This is a genomic window from Pleomorphomonas diazotrophica, from assembly GCF_002844595.1.
In the GTDB taxonomy this organism is placed as follows: domain Bacteria; phylum Pseudomonadota; class Alphaproteobacteria; order Rhizobiales; family Pleomorphomonadaceae; genus Pleomorphomonas; species Pleomorphomonas diazotrophica.
In genome coordinates this window covers 67,681-85,942 of sequence record NZ_PJNW01000003.1, presented here as the reverse complement: position 1 = coordinate 85,942, position 18,262 = coordinate 67,681, and the positions used below count along the sequence as shown (strand labels likewise).

Annotated in this window: 17 protein-coding genes; 6 read left to right on the top strand and 11 right to left on the bottom strand. The window is 63.7% G+C overall.

The genetic code is table 11. The annotated features are described in order from the left end of the window. The first annotated feature begins 26 nt into the window (after positions 1-26). From CXZ10_RS07165 to CXZ10_RS07150, 4 genes are all read left to right on the top strand, one after another. Positions 27-1,064, top strand: a complete 1,038-nt coding sequence (locus CXZ10_RS07165) for an aldo/keto reductase (protein ID WP_101288461.1) — start codon at positions 27-29, stop codon at positions 1,062-1,064. A gap of 85 nt (positions 1,065-1,149) precedes the next feature. Further along, positions 1,150-1,863, top strand: coding sequence for a 3-keto-5-aminohexanoate cleavage protein (locus CXZ10_RS07160; RefSeq protein ID WP_101288460.1), 714 nt, complete (start codon positions 1,150-1,152; stop codon positions 1,861-1,863). A 58-nt stretch (positions 1,864-1,921) separates the two neighbouring features. Then, complete coding sequence (locus CXZ10_RS07155) at positions 1,922-2,338, top strand: VOC family protein (protein ID WP_101288459.1); 417 nt, start codon at positions 1,922-1,924, stop codon at positions 2,336-2,338. 119 nt (positions 2,339-2,457) lie between these two features. Continuing rightward, a complete protein-coding gene (locus CXZ10_RS07150) occupies positions 2,458-3,453 on the top strand; it encodes a Gfo/Idh/MocA family protein (protein ID WP_101288458.1) in 996 nt (331 codons plus the stop codon). 72 nt (positions 3,454-3,525) lie between these two features. Here CXZ10_RS07150 and CXZ10_RS07145 read toward each other — a convergent pair whose 3' ends face one another. From CXZ10_RS07145 to CXZ10_RS07135, 3 genes are all read right to left on the bottom strand, one after another. Next, a complete protein-coding gene (locus CXZ10_RS07145) occupies positions 3,526-4,875 on the bottom strand; it encodes a gluconate:H+ symporter (protein WP_101288457.1) in 1,350 nt (449 codons plus the stop codon). 217 nt (positions 4,876-5,092) lie between these two features. After that, entirely contained in the window at positions 5,093-7,069 is a 1,977-nt protein-coding gene (locus CXZ10_RS07140) for a YjhG/YagF family D-xylonate dehydratase (RefSeq protein WP_101288456.1), read from the bottom strand. A 25-nt stretch (positions 7,070-7,094) separates the two neighbouring features. Beyond that, positions 7,095-8,003, bottom strand: a complete 909-nt coding sequence (locus CXZ10_RS07135) for a dihydrodipicolinate synthase family protein (RefSeq protein WP_101288455.1) — start codon at positions 8,001-8,003, stop codon at positions 7,095-7,097. Positions 8,004-8,341: 338 nt separating this feature from the next. Here CXZ10_RS07135 and CXZ10_RS07130 point away from each other — a divergent pair, with 338 nt between their 5' ends. Continuing rightward, a complete protein-coding gene (locus CXZ10_RS07130; RefSeq protein WP_101288454.1) occupies positions 8,342-9,094 on the top strand; it encodes an IclR family transcriptional regulator in 753 nt (250 codons plus the stop codon). Positions 9,095-9,113: 19 nt separating this feature from the next. Here the strand turns inward: CXZ10_RS07130 and CXZ10_RS07125 are convergent, their stop codons facing one another. From CXZ10_RS07125 to CXZ10_RS07115, 3 genes are all read right to left on the bottom strand, one after another. Then, positions 9,114-10,217 carry an ABC transporter substrate-binding protein gene (locus tag CXZ10_RS07125; protein WP_101288453.1) on the bottom strand — a complete coding sequence of 368 codons (1,104 nt, stop codon included), beginning with the start codon at positions 10,215-10,217 and terminating at the stop codon, positions 9,114-9,116. Positions 10,218-10,246: 29 nt separating this feature from the next. Beyond that, positions 10,247-10,711, bottom strand: a complete 465-nt coding sequence (locus CXZ10_RS07120; RefSeq protein ID WP_101288452.1) for a nuclear transport factor 2 family protein — start codon at positions 10,709-10,711, stop codon at positions 10,247-10,249. Between the two features lie 110 nt (positions 10,712-10,821). Continuing rightward, positions 10,822-11,409 (bottom strand): NADPH-dependent FMN reductase, encoded by a 588-nt coding sequence (locus CXZ10_RS07115; protein WP_101288451.1) that lies wholly within the window; start codon positions 11,407-11,409, stop codon positions 10,822-10,824. A gap of 189 nt (positions 11,410-11,598) precedes the next feature. Between CXZ10_RS07115 and CXZ10_RS07110 the strand changes: the two genes are divergently transcribed. Then, entirely contained in the window at positions 11,599-11,976 is a 378-nt protein-coding gene (locus CXZ10_RS07110; protein ID WP_101288450.1) for a winged helix-turn-helix transcriptional regulator, read from the top strand. A 9-nt stretch (positions 11,977-11,985) separates the two neighbouring features. Here the strand turns inward: CXZ10_RS07110 and CXZ10_RS07105 are convergent, their stop codons facing one another. The 5 genes from CXZ10_RS07105 to CXZ10_RS07085 form a co-directional block, all read right to left on the bottom strand. After that, a complete protein-coding gene (locus tag CXZ10_RS07105; protein WP_101288449.1) occupies positions 11,986-12,372 on the bottom strand; it encodes an ester cyclase in 387 nt (128 codons plus the stop codon). A gap of 41 nt (positions 12,373-12,413) precedes the next feature. Further along, positions 12,414-14,234, bottom strand: a complete 1,821-nt coding sequence (edd, locus tag CXZ10_RS07100; RefSeq protein WP_101288448.1) for a phosphogluconate dehydratase — start codon at positions 14,232-14,234, stop codon at positions 12,414-12,416. Beyond that, a complete protein-coding gene (locus CXZ10_RS07095; RefSeq protein ID WP_101288447.1) occupies positions 14,231-14,743 on the bottom strand; it encodes a gluconokinase in 513 nt (170 codons plus the stop codon). Before CXZ10_RS07095 ends, edd begins: the two co-directional genes overlap by 4 nt. Positions 14,744-14,762: 19 nt before the next feature. After that, complete coding sequence (locus tag CXZ10_RS07090; protein WP_101288446.1) at positions 14,763-17,126, bottom strand: GH36-type glycosyl hydrolase domain-containing protein; 2,364 nt, start codon at positions 17,124-17,126, stop codon at positions 14,763-14,765. A gap of 88 nt (positions 17,127-17,214) precedes the next feature. Beyond that, complete coding sequence (locus CXZ10_RS07085; protein ID WP_101288445.1) at positions 17,215-18,258, bottom strand: LacI family DNA-binding transcriptional regulator; 1,044 nt, start codon at positions 18,256-18,258, stop codon at positions 17,215-17,217. Between the last annotated feature and the right edge of the window lie 4 nt (positions 18,259-18,262).

Below are 18,262 nucleotides of genomic sequence, written 5' to 3'. Positions count from 1 at the left end.
GCCCCAATCTCCGAAAGGATTACTCGATGGACTACCGCTTTCTTGGCCGTTCGGGTCTCAAGGTTCCCGTCCTGAGCTTTGGCACCGGCACGTTTGGCGGCACCGGGCCGCTGTTCGGTGCCTGGGGCAATACCGATGTCGAGGAGGCGCGCCGCCTCCTGGACATTTGCCTGGAGGCCGGCATCAACCTGTTCGATACCGCCGACGTCTACTCGGCCGGAGCGTCCGAGGAGGTGCTCGGCGCCGCGCTCAAGGGCCGTCGTGAAACAGCTCTCATCTCGACAAAGACCAGCCTGCCGATGGGCGACGGTCCGAATGACGCGGGCTCCTCGCGTTTTCGATTGATCCGCGCCGTCGAGGACGCCCTGAAACGGCTGGGCACCGACTATATCGACATCCTGCAACTGCACGCCTTCGACGCGGCAACGCCCGTGGAAGAGGTGCTTTCGACGCTCGATACGCTCGTGCGCGCCGGCAAGGTCCGCTATGTCGGCGTCTCCAACTTCTCCGGTTGGCAGATCATGAAGGCGCTCGCGGTCGCCGACCGCCATGGCTGGCCGCGCTATGTCGCCAATCAGGTCTATTACTCGCTGATCGGGCGAGACTACGAATGGGATCTGATGCCGCTCGGCGCTGATCAGGGGCTCGGCGCTTTGGTGTGGAGCCCGCTCGGCTGGGGCAGGCTGACCGGCAAGATCCGGCGCGGAGCGCCTCTTCCGGAGGGAAGCCGCCTGCATGACACGGCAAGCTATGGACCGCCGGTGGAAGACGGGCATCTCTATCGCGTCGTCGATGCGCTGATGGAGATTGCTGGCGAGGTGGACAAGACGGTGCCGCAGGTTGCCATCAACTGGCTGACGCAGCGGCCGACCGTATCGTCCGTCATCATCGGCGCCCGCAACGAAGACCAGCTACGCCAGAACCTTGGAGCGGTCGGCTGGACGCTGTCCGCCGAGCAGATCGCCAGACTGGATGCCGCAAGTGCCGTTGCCGCCCCCTATCCGCATTTCCCGTACAGACGGCAGGAGGGTTTTGCCCGCCTCGATCCTCCGATCGCGGGATGAACGACATTTGATGCTCCTGACGATTTGAGGCCACATTCTCTGTCTGAAATGACAGACGTGCTGTCTCACGAGATGGGAGATCCCGATGATTGTTCAGGCCTGCATCAATGGCGCGCGCCCCTTCGACTATCATCCGGCGTTGCCGCTGACGGTCGAGGCGATGGCGAGGGACAGCGCCGCCTGCATTTCCGCGGGCGCGGCGGAGGTTCATCTTCATGCCCGGGCGGCCGATGGTCGCGAAAGCCTTTCGGCCGTCGACGAGACGATCCGGCTCGTTCGGCGCACCTGTCCGGGCACCCTCGTCGGCGTATCGACCGGAGCGTGGATCGAAGGAGAGCCGCGCCGGACGCGCGAGGCCATCGCCGGCTGGCGCGTTCTGCCCGATTATGCGTCGGTCAACCTCTCCGAGCCGGACGCGCCGGCTGTCATCGATCTGCTCCATGGCATGGGCGTCGGCGTCGAGGCGGGGCTGGCAACAGTCGAGGATGCGCGACGGTTCGTTGCGCTTGAGGAAGGCCGCCGCATCTTCCGCATCCTGATCGAAATCGACCACGAGCAGGACATTCAGAAGGGCGAGGATATCGTCAACGGCATTGCGTCCGTTCTCGGCGAGGCGGGCATTGCCCGGCCGACCCTTCTGCATGGCTTCGATGCGACCGTCTGGCATTTCGTCGGGCTGGCCCAACAACGTCGCTGGTCCACCCGCGTCGGGCTTGAGGACGGCTGCCGCCGTGTCACGGGTGAGGTGGCCCGCGACAACGCGCAACTGGTGACGGATGCCGTCAGGATGATGCGGTAACACGAATGTTGAGCAACGCCGTGCGTGACCCACGGCGCGTCAACCAAGGGAGAGCGGCGTGATACTGCATCGAGGTCGCCTTATCGACCATATCCAATTGAGAGCTCGAGATTTTCCTGCCACGGCGACATTCTATCGCGCGGCACTCGGTGCGCTCGGCATCCCGCTTCTCGCCGATGACGACTGGCATCTCGCCTGCGACGAGCTCTGGATCGACGCCCTGGGGGAGGACGCGAATGCGGCAACGCACGTGCATCTGGCGTTCCAGGCGGAGGATGAGGAAGCTGTGAAGCGGTTCCATCAGGCCGGACTTGCCGCTGGTGGCCGCGACAATGGCGGACCAGGAGAACGACCCTACCATCCCGGCTACTACGCCGCCTTCCTGTTCGACCCCGACGGCAACAATGTCGAGGCAGTCTTCCACGGCGTCGCTCCACGCTCGGCGTCGTCGGTGGAGATCGACATCGGAGGTTAGCTTGGTCTCTCCTGAGCCTCGACCTTTTGTCAGATAAATGCGAGGTTCACCGGATGGCGTTCGGCCGGCTGGTCCACGACCCGGCCGAACGTCCCGGGGGGCGAAGGGAGAGACAGTTCATGGCCAAGTTACGTTGGGGCATTCTGGCGACAGGCTCGATCGCCGATCAGTTTGTCCGTGATCTCCGCGAAAACGACTTCGAGGTAACGGCGGTAGGATCGCGATCCATCGAAAAGGCAGTCGCCTTTGCCACCAAGCATGGCATCGCCCGCTCGCACGGTAGTTATCAGGCCCTTGCGGCTGATCCCGAGGTCGATGTTGTTTACATTGCAACGCCTCATCCCTTCCATGCCAGCGCGGCCGAACTGTGTATTCTCGAAGGCAAGCACGTCCTCGTCGAAAAGTCCTTCACGCTGACCGGTGCGGAAGCTCGGCATTTGCAGGAGTTTTCGCGAATACATGACGTCGTCGTTCTTGAGGCCATGTGGACGCGCTTCCTGCCGCATATGGTCCGGCTGCGTGAGGCGCTGGCCAGCGGCATGATCGGCGAGATCCGCACCCTCCTGGCGACCCATACCCAGGATCTGCCCGACGATCCGAACCATCGCTTGAACGCACTGGAACTGGGCGGTGGCGCCCTGCTGGATCTGGCCATCTATCCGATTTCCTTCACCTTTGACATTCTGGGGCGGCCGACCGAAGTGCTCGCCTCGGGCCGCCTGAAGGCGACCGGCGCCGATGCCGAAGTGTCTACCCTGTTCCGCTATGCCAATGGCGCCAGTGCGGTAACGGTGTCGGCTAGCGACGCGCCCGGCAGCAATCGCGCCGAAATCAACGGCACCGAAGGCCACGTCGAGATCGATGGCGTCTGGTATACGCCAACGACCTTCCGGATCTACGACAGCCAGAAGAACCTGCTCGAGGAGTTCAAGCCGGCGACCATGAAGGGGCACGGCCTGCACTTCGAAGCCGTCGAACTGGAGCGACTGGTTGCCGCCGGCGAACGAAGCAGTCCCATCCTGCCGCTTGAGCAGAGCGTGGCGATCATGGAAACGCTCGACGACATCAGACGGCAGATCGGCGTCGTCTATCCCAGCGAGAAGACGTCAGTCTGAGCAAGGCATTCGAATGAAAAAGGCGGCCGCGACATTTGTCGCGACCGCCGATACTTACGGTTTGGCTCGTGATCAGCCGACGAAGCCTTCAAGAACCAGAACGCCGATCAGGCCGAGCACCGAGACGATCGTCGAGAGAACCGTCCAGGTGCCGAAGGTCTCCTTCATCGACAGCCCGAAATACTCCTTGAACATCCAGAAGCCGGCGTCGTTGACGTGGCTGCAGATCGCCGAACCGGCGCCGGTGGCCAGCGTCACCAGGGCAAGGTTGACGTTGTGCGTCGCCAGCATGGGAATGACCAGACCAGCCGTCGAGATGGCAGCCACCGTCGCCGAACCGAGCGAGATGCGCAAGAGAGCGGCGACACCCCAGGCGAAGATCAGCGGCGAGGCGTTGGTGCCGGCGAACAGCTCGGCGACATACTTGCCGACGCCGCCGTCGATCAGCACCTGCTTGAAGGCGCCGCCGCCACCGATGATCAGCAGCATCATGCCGATATGGCTCGCCGCCGACGTGCAGGACGCCATGATGTCCTTGACCGGGATGTTGCGCTTGACGCCCATGGTCCACATGGCGAACAACAGCGACACCACCATCGACACCGAGGCGTCACCGACCAGGCGGATGACGGCAAAACCGGTGTTGTCGGCGATGCCCGCTTCGCTGCGGATCACCGCGATGATGGCGGCAGCCGACATCATGATCACCGGCAGCATGGCGGTGAGCACCGAAATGCCGAAGGCCGGCGTCTTGTCGAGGTCGAAGGTCTTGAAGGAGCCGATGGCATCGAGATCGGCCTTCTTGGCAAAGCCCGACGGTACGATCCGCTTGGCGATGGCATTGTAGATCGGGCCGCCGATGATCACCGCCGGTATGGCGATGAGAATGCCATAGACCAGCACCTGGCCGATATCGGCACCATATTCGCCGGCGATGACCGTCGGGCCGGGGTGCGGCGGCAGGAAGGCGTGGGTGGCCAGGAGCGCGGCGCACATCGGCACGCCGAGATGCAGCGGCGACAGCTTCATCTGCTTGGCCATGGTCAGGACGATCGGCACCAGCAGCACCAGGCCGACTTCAAAGAACAGCGCGATGCCGATGATGAACGAGGCGACGACCACCGCCCACTGCACGTTCTTCTCGCCGAACTTCTCAATCAGCGTGACGGCAATGCGCTGGGCGCCGCCGGCGTCGGAGATCAGGCGGCCCAGCATGGCGCCGAGGCCGAAGATCAGGGCGATGTGGCCGAGCGTGCCGCCGAGGCCGCTCTCGATGGATTTCACCACCTTGTCGAGCGGCAGACCAAGGGCCAGCGCGACGCAGAAGGAGACGATGATCAATGAAACGAACGTGTTCAGTTTCAGCTTCATGATCAACAGCAGCAGCAGCACGATGCCGGCCACGACGATAACTAAAGGCATTTCCTCATCCCTTGATTTGGCTAGCGTTGCCGGCGCGGCCGGCGAAGACAACAGACCGCCCACGCCGGATCGGTGGGTGCCGCTCCGGTGCCTATGGCCTGCCGCGTTGTTCGGATGGACGACCGGCCCCCTCGGCCGCCGTGCCCTCCACATGCCAGCTCTGAGCGCCGGCAGTTTTATTGGAGAAGGGGCGTTGCTGCCTCTTCTCCGGTCTTGGTCAGTTCTTCTTGGCGGCCAGCGCAGCGCGACCGGCTTCCAGCACTTCGATGATCCGGTCGGCGTCGTAGACGCAGCCCTGCCAGGTACCGCCGCTCGCCGCCTGCAACGCCGCCCAGAGGCGGGTGTCGTCGGGCAGTTCGTCTTGCGGCGCCAGATCGGGGTGCGGCGGACGGGCGGCCAGAATGGCGGCGCCTTCCTCGGGGCTGACGGGCTTTTCCTCGGAGCCGAGGAAGTTGAGCGACCCCGTCAGCTTGCGGCAATCGACCACCATCTCGACGACGTCGCCGTCGCGCAGTTTGCCGATCGGACCACCGGCCAGCGCTTCCGGTCCGACGTGACCGACGCAGGCGCCGGTGGACACGCCGGAGAAGCGCGCGTCGGTGATCAGAGCCACGTGCTTGCCGTAGGAGAGATGCTTCAGCGCGGAGGTGACCTGGTAGGTCTCTTCCATGCCAGTGCCGGACGGCCCGGCGCCGATCAGCACCATCAGATCGCCGGCGACGATCTTGCCGGTCTTGATGGCATGAATGGCATCGACCTCGGACACGAACACCTTGGCCTTGGCCTTGTGGCGATAGACGCCGTCCTCGCCGATCACCGACGGATCGATGGCCGTCGACTTGATGACGGAGCCTTCCGGCGCGATGTTGCCGACCGGGAAGGTGATGGTGGAGGTGAGGCCGCGCGCCGCCGCCTTGGCGGGCGGCATGATCACGTCATCGGGGCTGACGCCATCCTGCTTCTCGAGCATGTCGCGGAAGCGGCGGCGGCGTTCTGAGGTTTCCCACCAATCGAGGTTGGCGCCGAGCGTCTCACCGGTCACGGTGAGAACGTCGAGGTTGAGAAGCCCCAGCGCCCTGAGATGCAGCATCACCTCAGGCACGCCGCCGGCCATGAAGGCGCGAACGGTCGGGTGATAGACCGGCCCGTTGGGAATGACGCTGACGAGGCGCGGCACGCGCCGGTTCACCGCCGTCCAGTCGTCGACTGAAGGCATCGGCAGCCCAGCCGCATGGGCGATGGCCGGCAGGTGCAGCAGCAGGTTGGTCGAGCCACCGAAGGCGGCATGCACCACCATGGCGTTCTCGATGGCCTTCGACGTCACGATGTCCTTGGTCGTGATGCCACGCTCTTCGAGCTGGAGCACCGCCCGCGCCGACTGGCGGGCGACTTCCAGCCAGACCGGCTGGCCGGACGGCGACAGCGCCGAGTGCGGCAGAGCGAGGCCGAGACCTTCGGAGATCACCTGCGACGTGCCGGCCGTGCCGAGGAACTGGCAACCGCCACCGGCGGAGGCACAGGCGCGGCAGCCGAGCTCGCTCGCTTCGTCCAGTGTCAGTTCGCCGTTGGCGAAGCGGGCGCCGATAGTCTGCACCTTGCCGGCATCCTCGCCCTTGGTCGGCATCAGCGTGGCGCCGCCGGGAACGAGAATGGTCGGCAGATCGCGCTGGGCGGCTAGCGCCATCATAAGGGCCGGCAGGCCCTTGTCGCAGGCTGCAAGACCGATCACCGCCTTACGCACCGGCGTCGAGCGGATCAGCCGGCGGAAGACGATGGCGGCATCATTGCGGTAGGGCAGGGAGTCGAACATGCCCGTGGTGCCCTGCGTGCGTCCGTCGCAGGGATCGCTGACGTAGGCAGCGTAGGGAACGCCGCCGGCCTTGGCGACCTCACGCGCCGCCGCCTCGAACTGAAGCGGCGTCTCGTAATGGCCGGTGTGGAGGCCGAGGGCGACCGGCTTGCCATCGGCGCCGCGGATGCCGCCGGTGATGCCGATGATCAGCACTTCCTTGCCGTTGAGCTTCTCCGGCTCCCAGCCCATGCCGGCGTTGAGCGTCATGCCGAAGATGTCGCCGCTCGGGCGGTTGATCAGCATGTCCGGCGTCAGCGGCAGCTTGCCGGCGGGGCCGGGAGCATTGGTCGCCGCGACGTAGACGGCCTCGTTGCTCTCGTCGTAGATTTCCTTGATGGACATGGGGGCCTCCCTCCGACGGTTCTGATTATTTGGCGAGACCGGCCTGCTTCAGCAGATCGGCAAGGCGGGCCAGCTTGTCGGCGGCCAGCGGACCGGCGGGCGGCAGGCAATAGGTGGAGATGTCGACGCCGGTGAGGCGCATCGCCTCCTTGACCACGTTCACGAAGGGCGTGTCGAGACCGTACATCGACGGAAGGCGGATCAGGCGGCTGTGCAGTTCCACCGCCTTGGCGAAGTCGCCGGCGCGGAAAGCCTTGAAGATACCGATGGAGAGTTCCGGCGCGAAGTTGCCGCTCGCCGAGATGGCTCCGACACCACCCAGCATCATGGTGGTCAGCAGATGGTCGTCATAGCCGGCAAATACCTGGAAGTCAGGCCGAACGGCGCCGACCACATTGATCATCTCGCGGATGTGGCCGATGGAGTCGACCGTCTCCTTGATGCCCACGACATTGGGCGCCGCCTCGACCACCGATTTCACAAAGGCGGGAGTGAGGTCCTGGCCGGTCAGGAAGGGGATGTTGTAGACCAGTACCGGCAGCTTGGTCGCGGCGGCGATGTCGGTGAAGTACTTGAGAAGGCGGGGCTCGGTGACTTTCCAGTAGGAAGGATTGACCGCAACGATGCCGTCGGCGCCGATCGCTTCCGCGTGGACGGTGAGTTCGATGGCTTCGCGCGGGTTGTTGGAGCCGACACCGATCAGCACCTTGGTGCGGCCGGCCGCCTGCTTCACCGCGAATTCGGCCACCGTCTTTCGCTCGGCGGTGGTCATCTGGGAGAATTCTCCGCCGGTGCCGCAGATGAAGAGGCCATCCACTCCGGCGGCGACCAGCTTCTCGATCACCAGAGCCTGACCCTTCGGGTCGAAAGCGCCCGCCTCGGTGAAGATGGTCGATACCGGCGGAATGATGCCCTCGAAACGCGTTGCTACCATCGGAAGCTCCTGAACCTTATGCCTAGGCGTTCTACATTATAGAACGATGTTTTATAATGTCGTACGTTAACGGCGGCACAAGGGTTGGTAAATCCGGGATGCTGTGTAGGCAAAGACACGCATCACGAGGTTCCCGCGATGAGGCTATTGAGGGAGTTGGCTATGTCTCTGCCGGAAAATGGGAATCTGGAAGGCTCCGCACGAGGGACGACGTCGGCCTTGCCTCTCTGGCTGGTGCCCTCGTCTTCTTTCCGATCTTGGATTGCGCTCGCCGGCGCACTAATCGAACTGAAACTGGGAATCGCAGGGTCGTATCCCGCCATTGGAGATGTTGAGAAATGCCGCTGATTCAGGCTGTGGAGCGCGCCCTTAACATCCTCGAGCTCTTCAATGAGCAGAAGGTCGAGCTCAACCTGGCCGAGATCAGCCAGCAGACGGGGCTGCACAAGAGCACCCTGCATTCGCTCCTGAAGACCTTGCAGGCCCAGGGCTATATCGAGCAGACGGAGGCCAATGCCCCGTATCGTCTCGGCGTGAAGCTGCTTGAGCGGGGCTATCTCGTCCAGCGCTCGCGCGACTTTATCGCCGTCGCCAGGCCCTATCTGGAGAAACTGTCAGAGGAAACCGGCCAGACGGTCCATCTAGGCGTACTCGATGGCAAGTCGGGCGTCTACGTCGACAAGGTCGAGGGGACGCGATCGATCATTGTCTACTCTCGCATTGGCCGGCGCATGCCGATCCACACGACGGCCATCGGCAAAGTGCTGCTGGCCTTCCAGTCGCCTGCCGTCATCGGCAAGACCCTCGATGGCTATGATTTTGCCAGCTCGACCGAAAACACCATCACGGAGTGCGCCGTGTACGAGGCGGCGCTCGCCAAGGTGCGCTCGGACGGCTTCGCCGTCGACGAGCAGGAAAATGTCCGGGGTTGCCGCTGCGCGGCCGTTCCCGTCTGGGGGCATGACCGCAAACTCGTTGCTGCCATCTCCATCTCGACCGTGGTCGAGAATGTATCGATGGACGAGTTCAAGTCATTCATCGAACAGCTGAAAACGATCGGCGCCAGCGTCTCGCACGAACTCGGCTACTGACCGGCGAGACGCTGCATGATCATTCCTCAGGAAAGGCTTCCTCGCCTGGAACCGTCGCGACGAGATCGTAGACGTCCCATTCTCCTTGCGATGCCCCTGGTGCTTTGGCACGCAGCAGGTAAATGTCGTGGAGCATGCTACCGTCTTCCCGAATGCGACCATCCTTCACATATATGTCGTTGAGCGTCGTACGGCGGAGCTGCAGGACGACTGCTTGGGGATCCGTATTCCCAACGGCAGCCACGGCCTTCAGATATTGAAAGGCAGCCGAATAGTCGGCGGCTTGCAGGGACGAAGGCATCCGCCCCTGCCGGGCGTGGAAGCGCTCGGCCCAGGCGCGGGAGTCTGCGTCACGTGTCCAGAACCAGCTGTCGGCAAAATAGAGGCCTTGAGCCCGCTCGAGACCCATCTCGTGGATGTCGTCGATGAAGGTCAGCAGGCCGACAAGTTTCATTTTGTCGCCAAGGCCCATCCGGTCCATTGCCGCCATAGCCTTCAGAAGTTCCGCGTGGCCATTGGCGAGACCGAGAACGTCGGCCTGGCTATCGCGGGCAGCTTCGATATAGGGTGTGAAATCGTCCGCTCCATGCGGATTGTGAACAGATCCGACCACGGTGCCGCCGGCGGCCTTGATCGCTTGGGAGCCGTGCGCTTCGAGCTCAAGACCGAAAGGATACTCGGCAGTGATGAAGAACCAGCGCTTCAGGCCCTGCCGGGTCAGCGCCAGCCCAGGCACCGTGCCGAGCGCCACCGTGCTGTAGGCATATTGAATGATGGATGGCGCGGCGCGTTCGCGGGTTTGCACCGACGTGCCCGCGCCGACAACGAAGATCGGCTTGCCATGTTCGGCGGCCACGGTGGTCATGGCAAGGCTGGTGTCGGAGTTGACGCCGCTGATCACCATGTCGACGCCATCTTCGCCATACCATTGCCGGGCGATCCGGGCGGCTTCGGCCTCGTCATTGCGATGATCGCCGAGCACGAGTTCAACGGAGCGGCCGGCGACTTCACCGATGTCCTCGATCGCCATGCGGATCGCGTCGGCTCCGGCAGGGCCGTCCACGGACTGATAGGGACCGGTAAGGTCGGTCGCGAGACCGATGCGTATGGGGACGTTACTCATCGTTTCGTTCCTCCAGACGTTATGTGAGGTCAGATGGTCGGCCAGGGTGGCAAGGGCTTGCCATCCAGCGCAGCGTCGTAGGTTGGCAGGTCGAGGAAGGCGGTGGCTTCGATGACCTTCCCGCTCCGCATGCGGAAGAACCAGGCGTAGCTGTTGCGATAGGTCTGGCCATCCTTCATTTCGGCCGCACCGTCCCAGCGGATGATCACCTCGTCGCCGTCGGCATAGATGCCCAACACTTCCGGCTTCATCGGCGTGGCGAACCGATCGGCGATCGGTCCGTATCCGCCGGCCAGGAAAGCATTGCGGTCGTGAAAGGTCTGTGCGGACGTCCCGGACCCGGCGATCGTCCATTTGGCTTTGTCATCGAGAATGTCGAAGAAGCGGGTGCCGCCGTTGGCCCATTCCTCAAAGGCACGGCGCACGATGGCCTTGTTCGTCTCGGCAGTGTCGGTCGTCCGAGCGGTGCCGGTGTTTGGTGGAAAAGATGCCATGGAGGGAGCTCCTTTCGCTCAGGGCCGAAAAGCCACCGGTCGCGTTTTCTTTGCGACCGATGGCTTTCCGTGTTGGCTACGTCAGGATCTTCTCTGCCGACGGTCTGCCGTCAGCCGGCTTTTGCGGCCTTCGTCGCCCTGGCCCACCAGACCAGATCGTCGAGCGCCGCCTTCGCGGATGGCAATAGGTTGGCTTCGATATCCTCGATCGGCTTGTTCGCGCCCATCGGCGACACGGACATGAAGTCGACGCCGCCAATGTGGACGGCGCTGCGGGTGGGGACCATCTGCAACTCGATTCCGATCAGACGCAAATGTTCGACGGCGCGGGCACCACCGACACTCCCGTAGCCGATGGCCGTGAACGGCTTGCGTATCCACTCGACATAAGCCTGGTCGAGGGCGTTCTTGAGCGCACCGGTGATGGACCGATTGTACTCGGCGACAACGAAGATATAGCCATCGAAGCGGCCGATCGTCTGCTGCCACCGGACGGCTTCGGGGGACTGGCTGGGCGCCCACATGTTCGAGGCCTTCTCGGCGAAGAAGGGCAGCGAGAAATCGCGCAGGTCGACCAGTTCGACCTCCATGTCATCGCGAGCCTGAGCTTGCTTCAGCATCCACTGCGCTGGCTTGTCGGCAAAGCGGGTCGGCCGGGTAGAGCCGACGATGAGGGCAATCCGAGGAATGAACGTCATGGTGGTGTCTCGCTGGCTGGTATCAATAGGTAACTAGATTGCGACTTGTTTGCAGCTTGGCAAGGAGGCACCTTCGGGGCACCAGGTCACCCGGCAGATACCGCCCAACTTACTCGGACCACGAACCACGTTCTGCCCAATAGGTTCCGAAGGAGGTTCGGCTGCAATCGGGTGAGAGGAGGTAGGTGCATGTTGGACACATCACGCCATCAGGCTGAAACTGACCGATGCGTACTCATCAGCCATATGCTGTCGCAGTTTGCTGGCAAGTGGACGGTGCTGGTCGTGCGGGTACTGGGACGCGGACCGCTCCGCTTCAACGCGCTACGGCGAGAGGTGGGCGAGATCAGCCAGAAGGTGCTGACGTCCACGCTGAAGGATCTCGAAGAAAGCGGCCTTGTGTCCCGTACCGTGACGCCAACCAAGCCGCCTCAGGTGGAATATGCGCTCACCGATCTCGGCCGGGATTTCCTGATACCGGTGCGATCGCTCGCCGAATGGGTTGTGACGAACGCGGCGCGTATCGACGCGGCCCGCACTGCCTTTGCCGAACAGAAAGACGGATAACGACTGAGTTCAGAGCTGTGCTTCGACGGCTGCCTTGTCGATCACCGACGTCACATCCCAGATCTTGCCGTCGCGATACTCATAGAAAGCATGCTCGGCGAAGGCGACCCTTCGGCCATTGACCGGCAGGCCCATGAAAACGCCCGTCGGCGTGCAGTCGAACAGGAGGCGAGCTGCTATTTGAGGCGGGTTGGAGACCAGCGTCCCGATCTCGAAGGTTAGGTCAGGAATGTCGCGGACATTTCCCTGTAGCATCGCTGAATAGCCGGACAGGCCCAGCAAACGGCCGTTGTGTCGAACATCCTCGTGCACGAAGAGGTCCAATCCGGCCCAGTCCCGGCAGTTCAGGCAGGCGATGTAGTCCCGATAGGACTGTACGATCTCATCCGCGCTCATAGCCGCCTCCTGCTTCGCTCGGAAATGGGCGACCGTCTTCGTCAGCCGAGAGCCGTCGCCCCTTCCTCGGCCGTGCCAACTGCTCGCCGCAATACGCCGAACAAGCGACGGTCACTGCCTTCGATGCCGGGTTCCGCAACGGCTTGGCGCCGGCTGTCCCACTCGTCCTGCGGCAACAGCACATCCAAGCGACCGGTCGCCACGTCGAGCCTGACGATGTCGCCATCCTGAACACGGCCGATCGGCCCGCCGCGCGCCGCTTCCGGCGTCACGTGGATGGCGGCCGGCACCTTGCCGGAGGCGCCGGACATGCGGCCGTCGGTGACGAGAGCCACCTTGCGCCCTCGGTCCTGCAGCAGGCCGAGCGCCGGCGTCAGCTTGTGAAGTTCCGGCATGCCGTTGGCCTGCGGTCCCTGGAAGCGGACGATGGCGACGAAATCCTCGTCGAGCCCGGCCTTGAAAGCCGACAAGAACGCCTCCTGCGAGGCGAAGACGCGCGCCGGTGCCTCGACCGTCTGATGCTCGACGGCGACGGCCGACGACTTGATCACCGCGCGTCCGAGATTGCCGGTCAGAAGGTTGATGCCGCCGGTCGGCTGGAAGGGAGTATCGATCGAACGAACCACGCTGTCGTCGGCGCTCACAAGCGGCGTTTCGGCGAACACCAGGGTGCCCGTGGCGTCGAGCTCGGGCGTGCACTCGTAGGGCGCGAGGCCGGTACCCAGAATGGTCTGGGCGTCGTCGTGCAATAGGCCGGCCCGCCTCAGCTCGCGCACCAGGAAGGGGACGCCGCCGGCGTCTCGGAAGCCGTTGACGTCGGCCTTGCCGTTGGGATAAGCGCGGACCAGCAGCGGCGTTGCGGCCGACAGCGCCGAGAAATCGTCCCAATCGACGATGAGGCCGGCGGCGCGCGCCATGGCGATCAGGTGGATGGTGAGATTCGTCGAACCGCCGGTGGCGCTGAGGCCGACGATGCCATTGACGAAGCTGCGTGCGTCGAGCAACCGGCCGATCGGCAGGCTGTTGTCGCCCGTTCCGGCGATGGCGACGGCCTGAGCCACGGCGGCGCGGGTCAGTGCGTCGCGCAGCGGCGTGTCGGGTGCCACGAAGGCCGAACCAGGCAGCATCAGCCCCATGATCTCCATCAGCATCTGGTTGGTGTTGGCCGTCCCGAAGAAGGTGCAGGTGCCCGGCGAATGATAGGATTTCGCCTCTGCCTCCAGAAGATCGGCCTCGGTGGCGGTGCCGGCGGCATAGGCCTGACGGACGGCGTTCTTCTCGGCATTGCCGAGGCCGGTCGGCATGGGGCCGGAGGGGACGAACACGGTTGGCAGGTGACCGAAGGCCAGCGCACCCAGGACCAGGCCGGGAACGATCTTGTCGCAGATGCCCAGCATCAGCGCGGCATCGAACATGTCATGCGACAGGGCGATTCCCGTCGACATGGCGATGACGTCCCGCGAGAACAGGCTGAACTCCATGCCGGTACGGCCCTGCGTGATTCCGTCGCACATGGCGGGCGCTCCACCGGCCACCTCGGCGACTGCGCCGAGCCGGCGGGCTTCCTCGCGGATCAGCTCCGGATAGCGCTCATAAGGCCGGTGCGCCGAGAGCATGTCGTTGTAGGTGGTGACGATGCCGAGGTTGATGGCCTCGGTGCCGGTCAGACGCTGCTTGTCGTCGGCCGGACAGGCGGCGAAACCATGCGCCAGGTTGGAGCAGGGCAGACGGTGGCGCGCCGGGCCGGCGGCGCGGATCGCCTCGCGCGCCCTTTCGATATCATCGAGATAGGCGGTGCGGCTTGCTCGGCTGCGTCGCTCTATGCGCTCGGTGACGTCGGCGACGATGGAGCGAACGGTCATGTCGGTCTCTTTTCCTGATGAAATCCGCGTGCGTCGAGCTGGGCCGTGATGTTGTCGACAACAGTCGCCGGCGGCGGGGCAATGTCAACTACGACGGCGTCGGCAGGCTCTTCCAAAGCGGCGAACTGGCTCGTCAGCAAGTTGGGGTTCATATAGTGGCCCTTGCGGGCTTTGAGCCGGGAGGCAATCGTCTCGGTATCGCCCTTGAGGTAGACGAAGACAACGTCGTCACGCGGCGAGAGCACGTCCCGATAGGCATCTTTCAAGGCCGAACAGGCGATGACACGGCTTTCTCCGGCAGCCTGCCAGTCTTCGATGGCCTGCCGGAGCGCCTTCAGCCACGGCCAGCGATCGTCGTCGGTAAGCGCAATCCCTGCCCGCATCTTCTCGACATTGGCGGCGGGGTGGAAATCGTCGGCGTCGGAGAAGCCGCAGCCCATCCGATCGGCGAGCAACTCGCCGACGGTGGTCTTTCCCGCCCCCGATACCCCCATGACGATAACGATCATCGGTTCCTCCCGGCCTATCTCAGCGAGGGCTTCTCACCCTTACCTCATAGATACGGCCGGCTTCGATTGCGGCAAGCCGTCCACTCTCGACGCATTGGCCGTCGATCTCGACGATCTGCTTGGCAAGGCCATCCTCGCGCGAGAAGACGACGTTGAAGGTCGCGCCGCGCAGGCGGCGGGTGAAGTTGAGGGTCTGCCAGGACGAGGGAACCTGCGGGGCGATCACCGCTCCGTCACCTTCGCCACGCACGCCGCAGAGCTGCTCGATCACTGCCCGATAAACCCAGGCGACCGTGCCGGTGTTGAACAGGTTGCTGGAACGGCCGGCGGTGCGCGGGAACTGCCGATAGGCGCCGCGATAATAGTTCGGGATGTAGAGCGGCAGCTGCCCGCGCGTGGCGATGTCCGCCCGCTCCGGGTCGGTCAGCATGGCGCGCAGCACTTGGAAGCCTCTGTCGCCTTCACCGACATGGTAGAGCGAGGCGGCATAGAAGGCGGCGGCGTGGTTGTAGACGGCGCCGTTCTCGGCAGCGCCGGGCCACTTCTGGGTCAGGCGGCCGATATCCTCCCGCATGGCCGTGAACGACGGCGCATGAATTTCCACCCCAAACGGCGTCACCAGCTGTTCGTCGATCGCCGTCAACATGCGTGCCTTGCGGTCGTCGTCGGCCGCCCCGCAGAGAAGCGCCCAGCTCTGGGCGTTCAGGAAGATGCGGCCCTCCTTGTCGGTCGAAATGCCGAAGACCACGCCATCGTCGGTAATGCCGCGGCCATACCAGTCGCCGTCCCAGAGATGGCGGTTGATGCTGTCGACCAACGCAGCGGCTTCCGACTTCAGCCAGCTTGCCGTCTCCTCGTCACCCTCGGCGGCGCAAACCTTCGACCACAGCGACATGGCATAGCTCGACGCCTCGGCCAGCCAGCCGGAAACGCCCTTGCCCTTGTAGCCGACCATGTTCATCGGGTCGCACCAGTCGCCCTGCTCGATATAGGGCAGGCCCCGCTCGTCGACGGCCGCCGCCAGGAAGCGCAGGGCGCGCGTCACATGCTCGCGGATGGTGGCCGGCGTCGGGTCGTCGGTCCAGGCAACCTGTTCATCCAGGATGGAATGGTCGCCAGTCTCGTCGAGATAGGCCTTGACGGTGATCGCCAGCCAGACGCCGTGATCGGTATGCGGCACCTGGTTGATGTACTTGAGCTCGGCATCGGGCCGCAGCAGAATGCCGTCCGGCATCTTGCCGCTGACATGCTGCTGGCTCACGGCATGCAGGATCACCTCACGCGTCGTCTGCGGCCGGATGAACAGTACACCGAGCGCGTCTTGCAGATAGTTGCGGGTCTGCGGGTCGGTGGTGAGGCGGTTGGTGTCGCCGTGGTAGAACACCTGACGAGGCAGCCAGTGATTGATGAAATGGTTGAAGGTGTCGTCGGGTGACTGGATCTCCAGGCAGCTGCGACCCCCCTCGGTCACGTAGGCGTGGGCGTCCCGGCGGACCTGTTCGACGTCGCCGTCGATATACTTCGCCCGGAGGTCGGCGATCTCGGCCTTGTCCTTTGCCGGCCCGAACACGAAGCGGAAGTCTTCGCTCGCGCCGCCTGCGATGGTGAGATCCCACTGCATGACGCAGGCCGGAATCTCGTAATAGGCCTCGCCGCCGCGGAGGTGACCGCCGTCGGCCAGCGCCGAGGGGGCATGCAGCCCGCCTTCGCCCTCGAAGGCCTGTTGGGCCACCTCGAAATGATCAGGGCGGCGGTCGGCAGTGAGGAAGGTAATGTCCTTGAGGTGCTGGTTTTTGAAATACTGCTCGATCTTCTGATAGGGCGTGACGGAGGTGCAGACCACCGCGTTGAGAGCCGGGTCGAAATGTCCGCCCAGGTTCATCCAGGACATGAAGCCGACCGGGAAGAACGGCACGAAGGACAGGCTCTTCCGTTTGGCCGTGGTGTTGGTGATCTTCACCGTCCAGAGCTCGGCGACGTCGTCCACCGGCAGGACGAGGCAAAGCTCGACCCTGACGCCGTCCTTCTCGATCAGCCAGCGGATGTCGGACAGGCCCGGCTCGAAGGCGAAACGGTCGAGGTCGGCTCGTACCGGCTCATACGGGGCTGAGAACAGGGCGCCCGAGTCGTTGTCGCGAAGGTAGAAGAAGCGGCCGGGATGGTTGGGGTAATAGCCCTGCTCCGGCAGCATGAAGATCTGCCCGGGCATGATCGGCGGATGGGCGTATTTGCGCGGCTCCGGGTCCATGTATTGGCTCACCGCGTATCCGCGGCAGTTCATCTGGATCATCATCCGCCGGTTCCAGAGATAGGCGGCGGAGTTGGGAGCCAGCTTGGGATCGTCCAGATGGAACCGGGTTCCGTTTTCGATGAAGGAGGGCATCGTTGTCTCTCGGAAGGGGACTATTCGGCTGGAGCATCGGACCCAAAGGTGCCTTCGGCTTTCGGATCATCCGATGCGATACAAATGACTAGACCGCCATGCGCCCGTCGGGGCACTGGGCGAGCTGGAGGCTGCACGATCCTGTTGATTGCCGCACCGAAAGCGACGGCTCGAAGTGCTCCTGGTAAGGGAGTTCGAGGCCGTAGGTGAGGTTGAGAAGCTGATGACAGGCCGACTGACTCATCTCTTCGATCGGCGCGTGGATCGTGCTGAGGGCAGGGGCGGTGTAGGGCGTAAACTCGACGTCGTCGTAGCCGATGACCGACACGTCGCCCGGCACCGAGATACTGCGCTTGTGCAGTTCGGCGATCAGCACCATCGCCACCTTGTCATTGCCGCAGAACACGGCCGAATAGTCGGCGCTTGAGGCAAGCAGCGCCGCAACGGCCTGTTCGCCGCCGGCATAGGAGAACGCGCCTTCGACGATGCGTTCCGGAACCACCGGGTGACCGAGTTTCGCCATCTCGTCGAGAAAGGCGACATGGCGCTGGCGGGCGTCCAGCGCGGAAAGCCGGCCGGTGATCGTCGCAACCCGAGTGTGGCCCAGTTCGACAAGATGCCGGGCTGCCAACCGGCCGCCGAGATCATGATCAATGGAAAAGCAGCGCCCGGCCAGCTCGTCCGTATGATGGTTCATGACGACGAGATTGGAAAATTTCTCGGCATAGCGCGCCAGTTCAAACTCGCTCTGTAGCGAACTCGAAATCAGGATGCCGTCGCAGTCGCGGTTGATCAGGTAGTCGAGGTGGGCGAGGCGATCCTCGTTCGATTGCGCGTCCTCGGCGTTGGCAAGGATCATGTGCTTGCCCTGCAAGCGAAGCGCGCTTTCGATCGTCCGGATCATCATGTGGTAGTAGGGGCCTTCCAGCGACGGCACCCACACGCCGATGAGATCCGAGCGGCGCGAAGAAAGCGATCGGGCCATGCTGTTGGGACGGTAATTGAGCTGTTCGATGGCGCGGGCGATCTTCTCGCCCGATTTGCGCGAGACGGAACCGGTTCCAGAAATATATCGAGAGACGGTTCCTGACCCCACTCCAGCCAGCTTTGCCACATCCTTAACGGTCGCCATCACG

What these genes read in the sequence shown, in the direction of transcription:
- CXZ10_RS07165 (WP_101288461.1), top strand. Translation starts at nt 27, where the DNA reads ATGGACTACCGCTTTCTTGGCCGTTCGGGTCTCAAGGTTCCCGTCCTG.
- CXZ10_RS07160 (WP_101288460.1), top strand. Translation starts at nt 1,150, where the DNA reads ATGATTGTTCAGGCCTGCATCAATGGCGCGCGCCCCTTCGACTATCAT.
- CXZ10_RS07150 (WP_101288458.1), top strand. Translation starts at nt 2,458, where the DNA reads ATGGCCAAGTTACGTTGGGGCATTCTGGCGACAGGCTCGATCGCCGAT.
- CXZ10_RS07145 (WP_101288457.1), bottom strand. Translation starts at nt 4,875, where the DNA reads ATGCCTTTAGTTATCGTCGTGGCCGGCATCGTGCTGCTGCTGCTGTTG.
- CXZ10_RS07140 (WP_101288456.1), bottom strand. Translation starts at nt 7,069, where the DNA reads ATGTCCATCAAGGAAATCTACGACGAGAGCAACGAGGCCGTCTACGTC.
- CXZ10_RS07135 (WP_101288455.1), bottom strand. Translation starts at nt 8,003, where the DNA reads ATGGTAGCAACGCGTTTCGAGGGCATCATTCCGCCGGTATCGACCATC.
- CXZ10_RS07130 (WP_101288454.1), top strand. Translation starts at nt 8,342, where the DNA reads ATGCCGCTGATTCAGGCTGTGGAGCGCGCCCTTAACATCCTCGAGCTC.
- CXZ10_RS07125 (WP_101288453.1), bottom strand. Translation starts at nt 10,217, where the DNA reads ATGAGTAACGTCCCCATACGCATCGGTCTCGCGACCGACCTTACCGGT.
- CXZ10_RS07120 (WP_101288452.1), bottom strand. Translation starts at nt 10,711, where the DNA reads ATGGCATCTTTTCCACCAAACACCGGCACCGCTCGGACGACCGACACT.
- CXZ10_RS07115 (WP_101288451.1), bottom strand. Translation starts at nt 11,409, where the DNA reads ATGACGTTCATTCCTCGGATTGCCCTCATCGTCGGCTCTACCCGGCCG.
- CXZ10_RS07110 (WP_101288450.1), top strand. Translation starts at nt 11,599, where the DNA reads ATGTTGGACACATCACGCCATCAGGCTGAAACTGACCGATGCGTACTC.
- CXZ10_RS07105 (WP_101288449.1), bottom strand. Translation starts at nt 12,372, where the DNA reads ATGAGCGCGGATGAGATCGTACAGTCCTATCGGGACTACATCGCCTGC.
- edd (WP_101288448.1), bottom strand. Translation starts at nt 14,234, where the DNA reads ATGACCGTTCGCTCCATCGTCGCCGACGTCACCGAGCGCATAGAGCGA.
- CXZ10_RS07095 (WP_101288447.1), bottom strand. Translation starts at nt 14,743, where the DNA reads ATGATCGTTATCGTCATGGGGGTATCGGGGGCGGGAAAGACCACCGTC.
- CXZ10_RS07090 (WP_101288446.1), bottom strand. Translation starts at nt 17,126, where the DNA reads ATGCCCTCCTTCATCGAAAACGGAACCCGGTTCCATCTGGACGATCCC.
- CXZ10_RS07085 (WP_101288445.1), bottom strand. Translation starts at nt 18,258, where the DNA reads ATGGCGACCGTTAAGGATGTGGCAAAGCTGGCTGGAGTGGGGTCAGGA.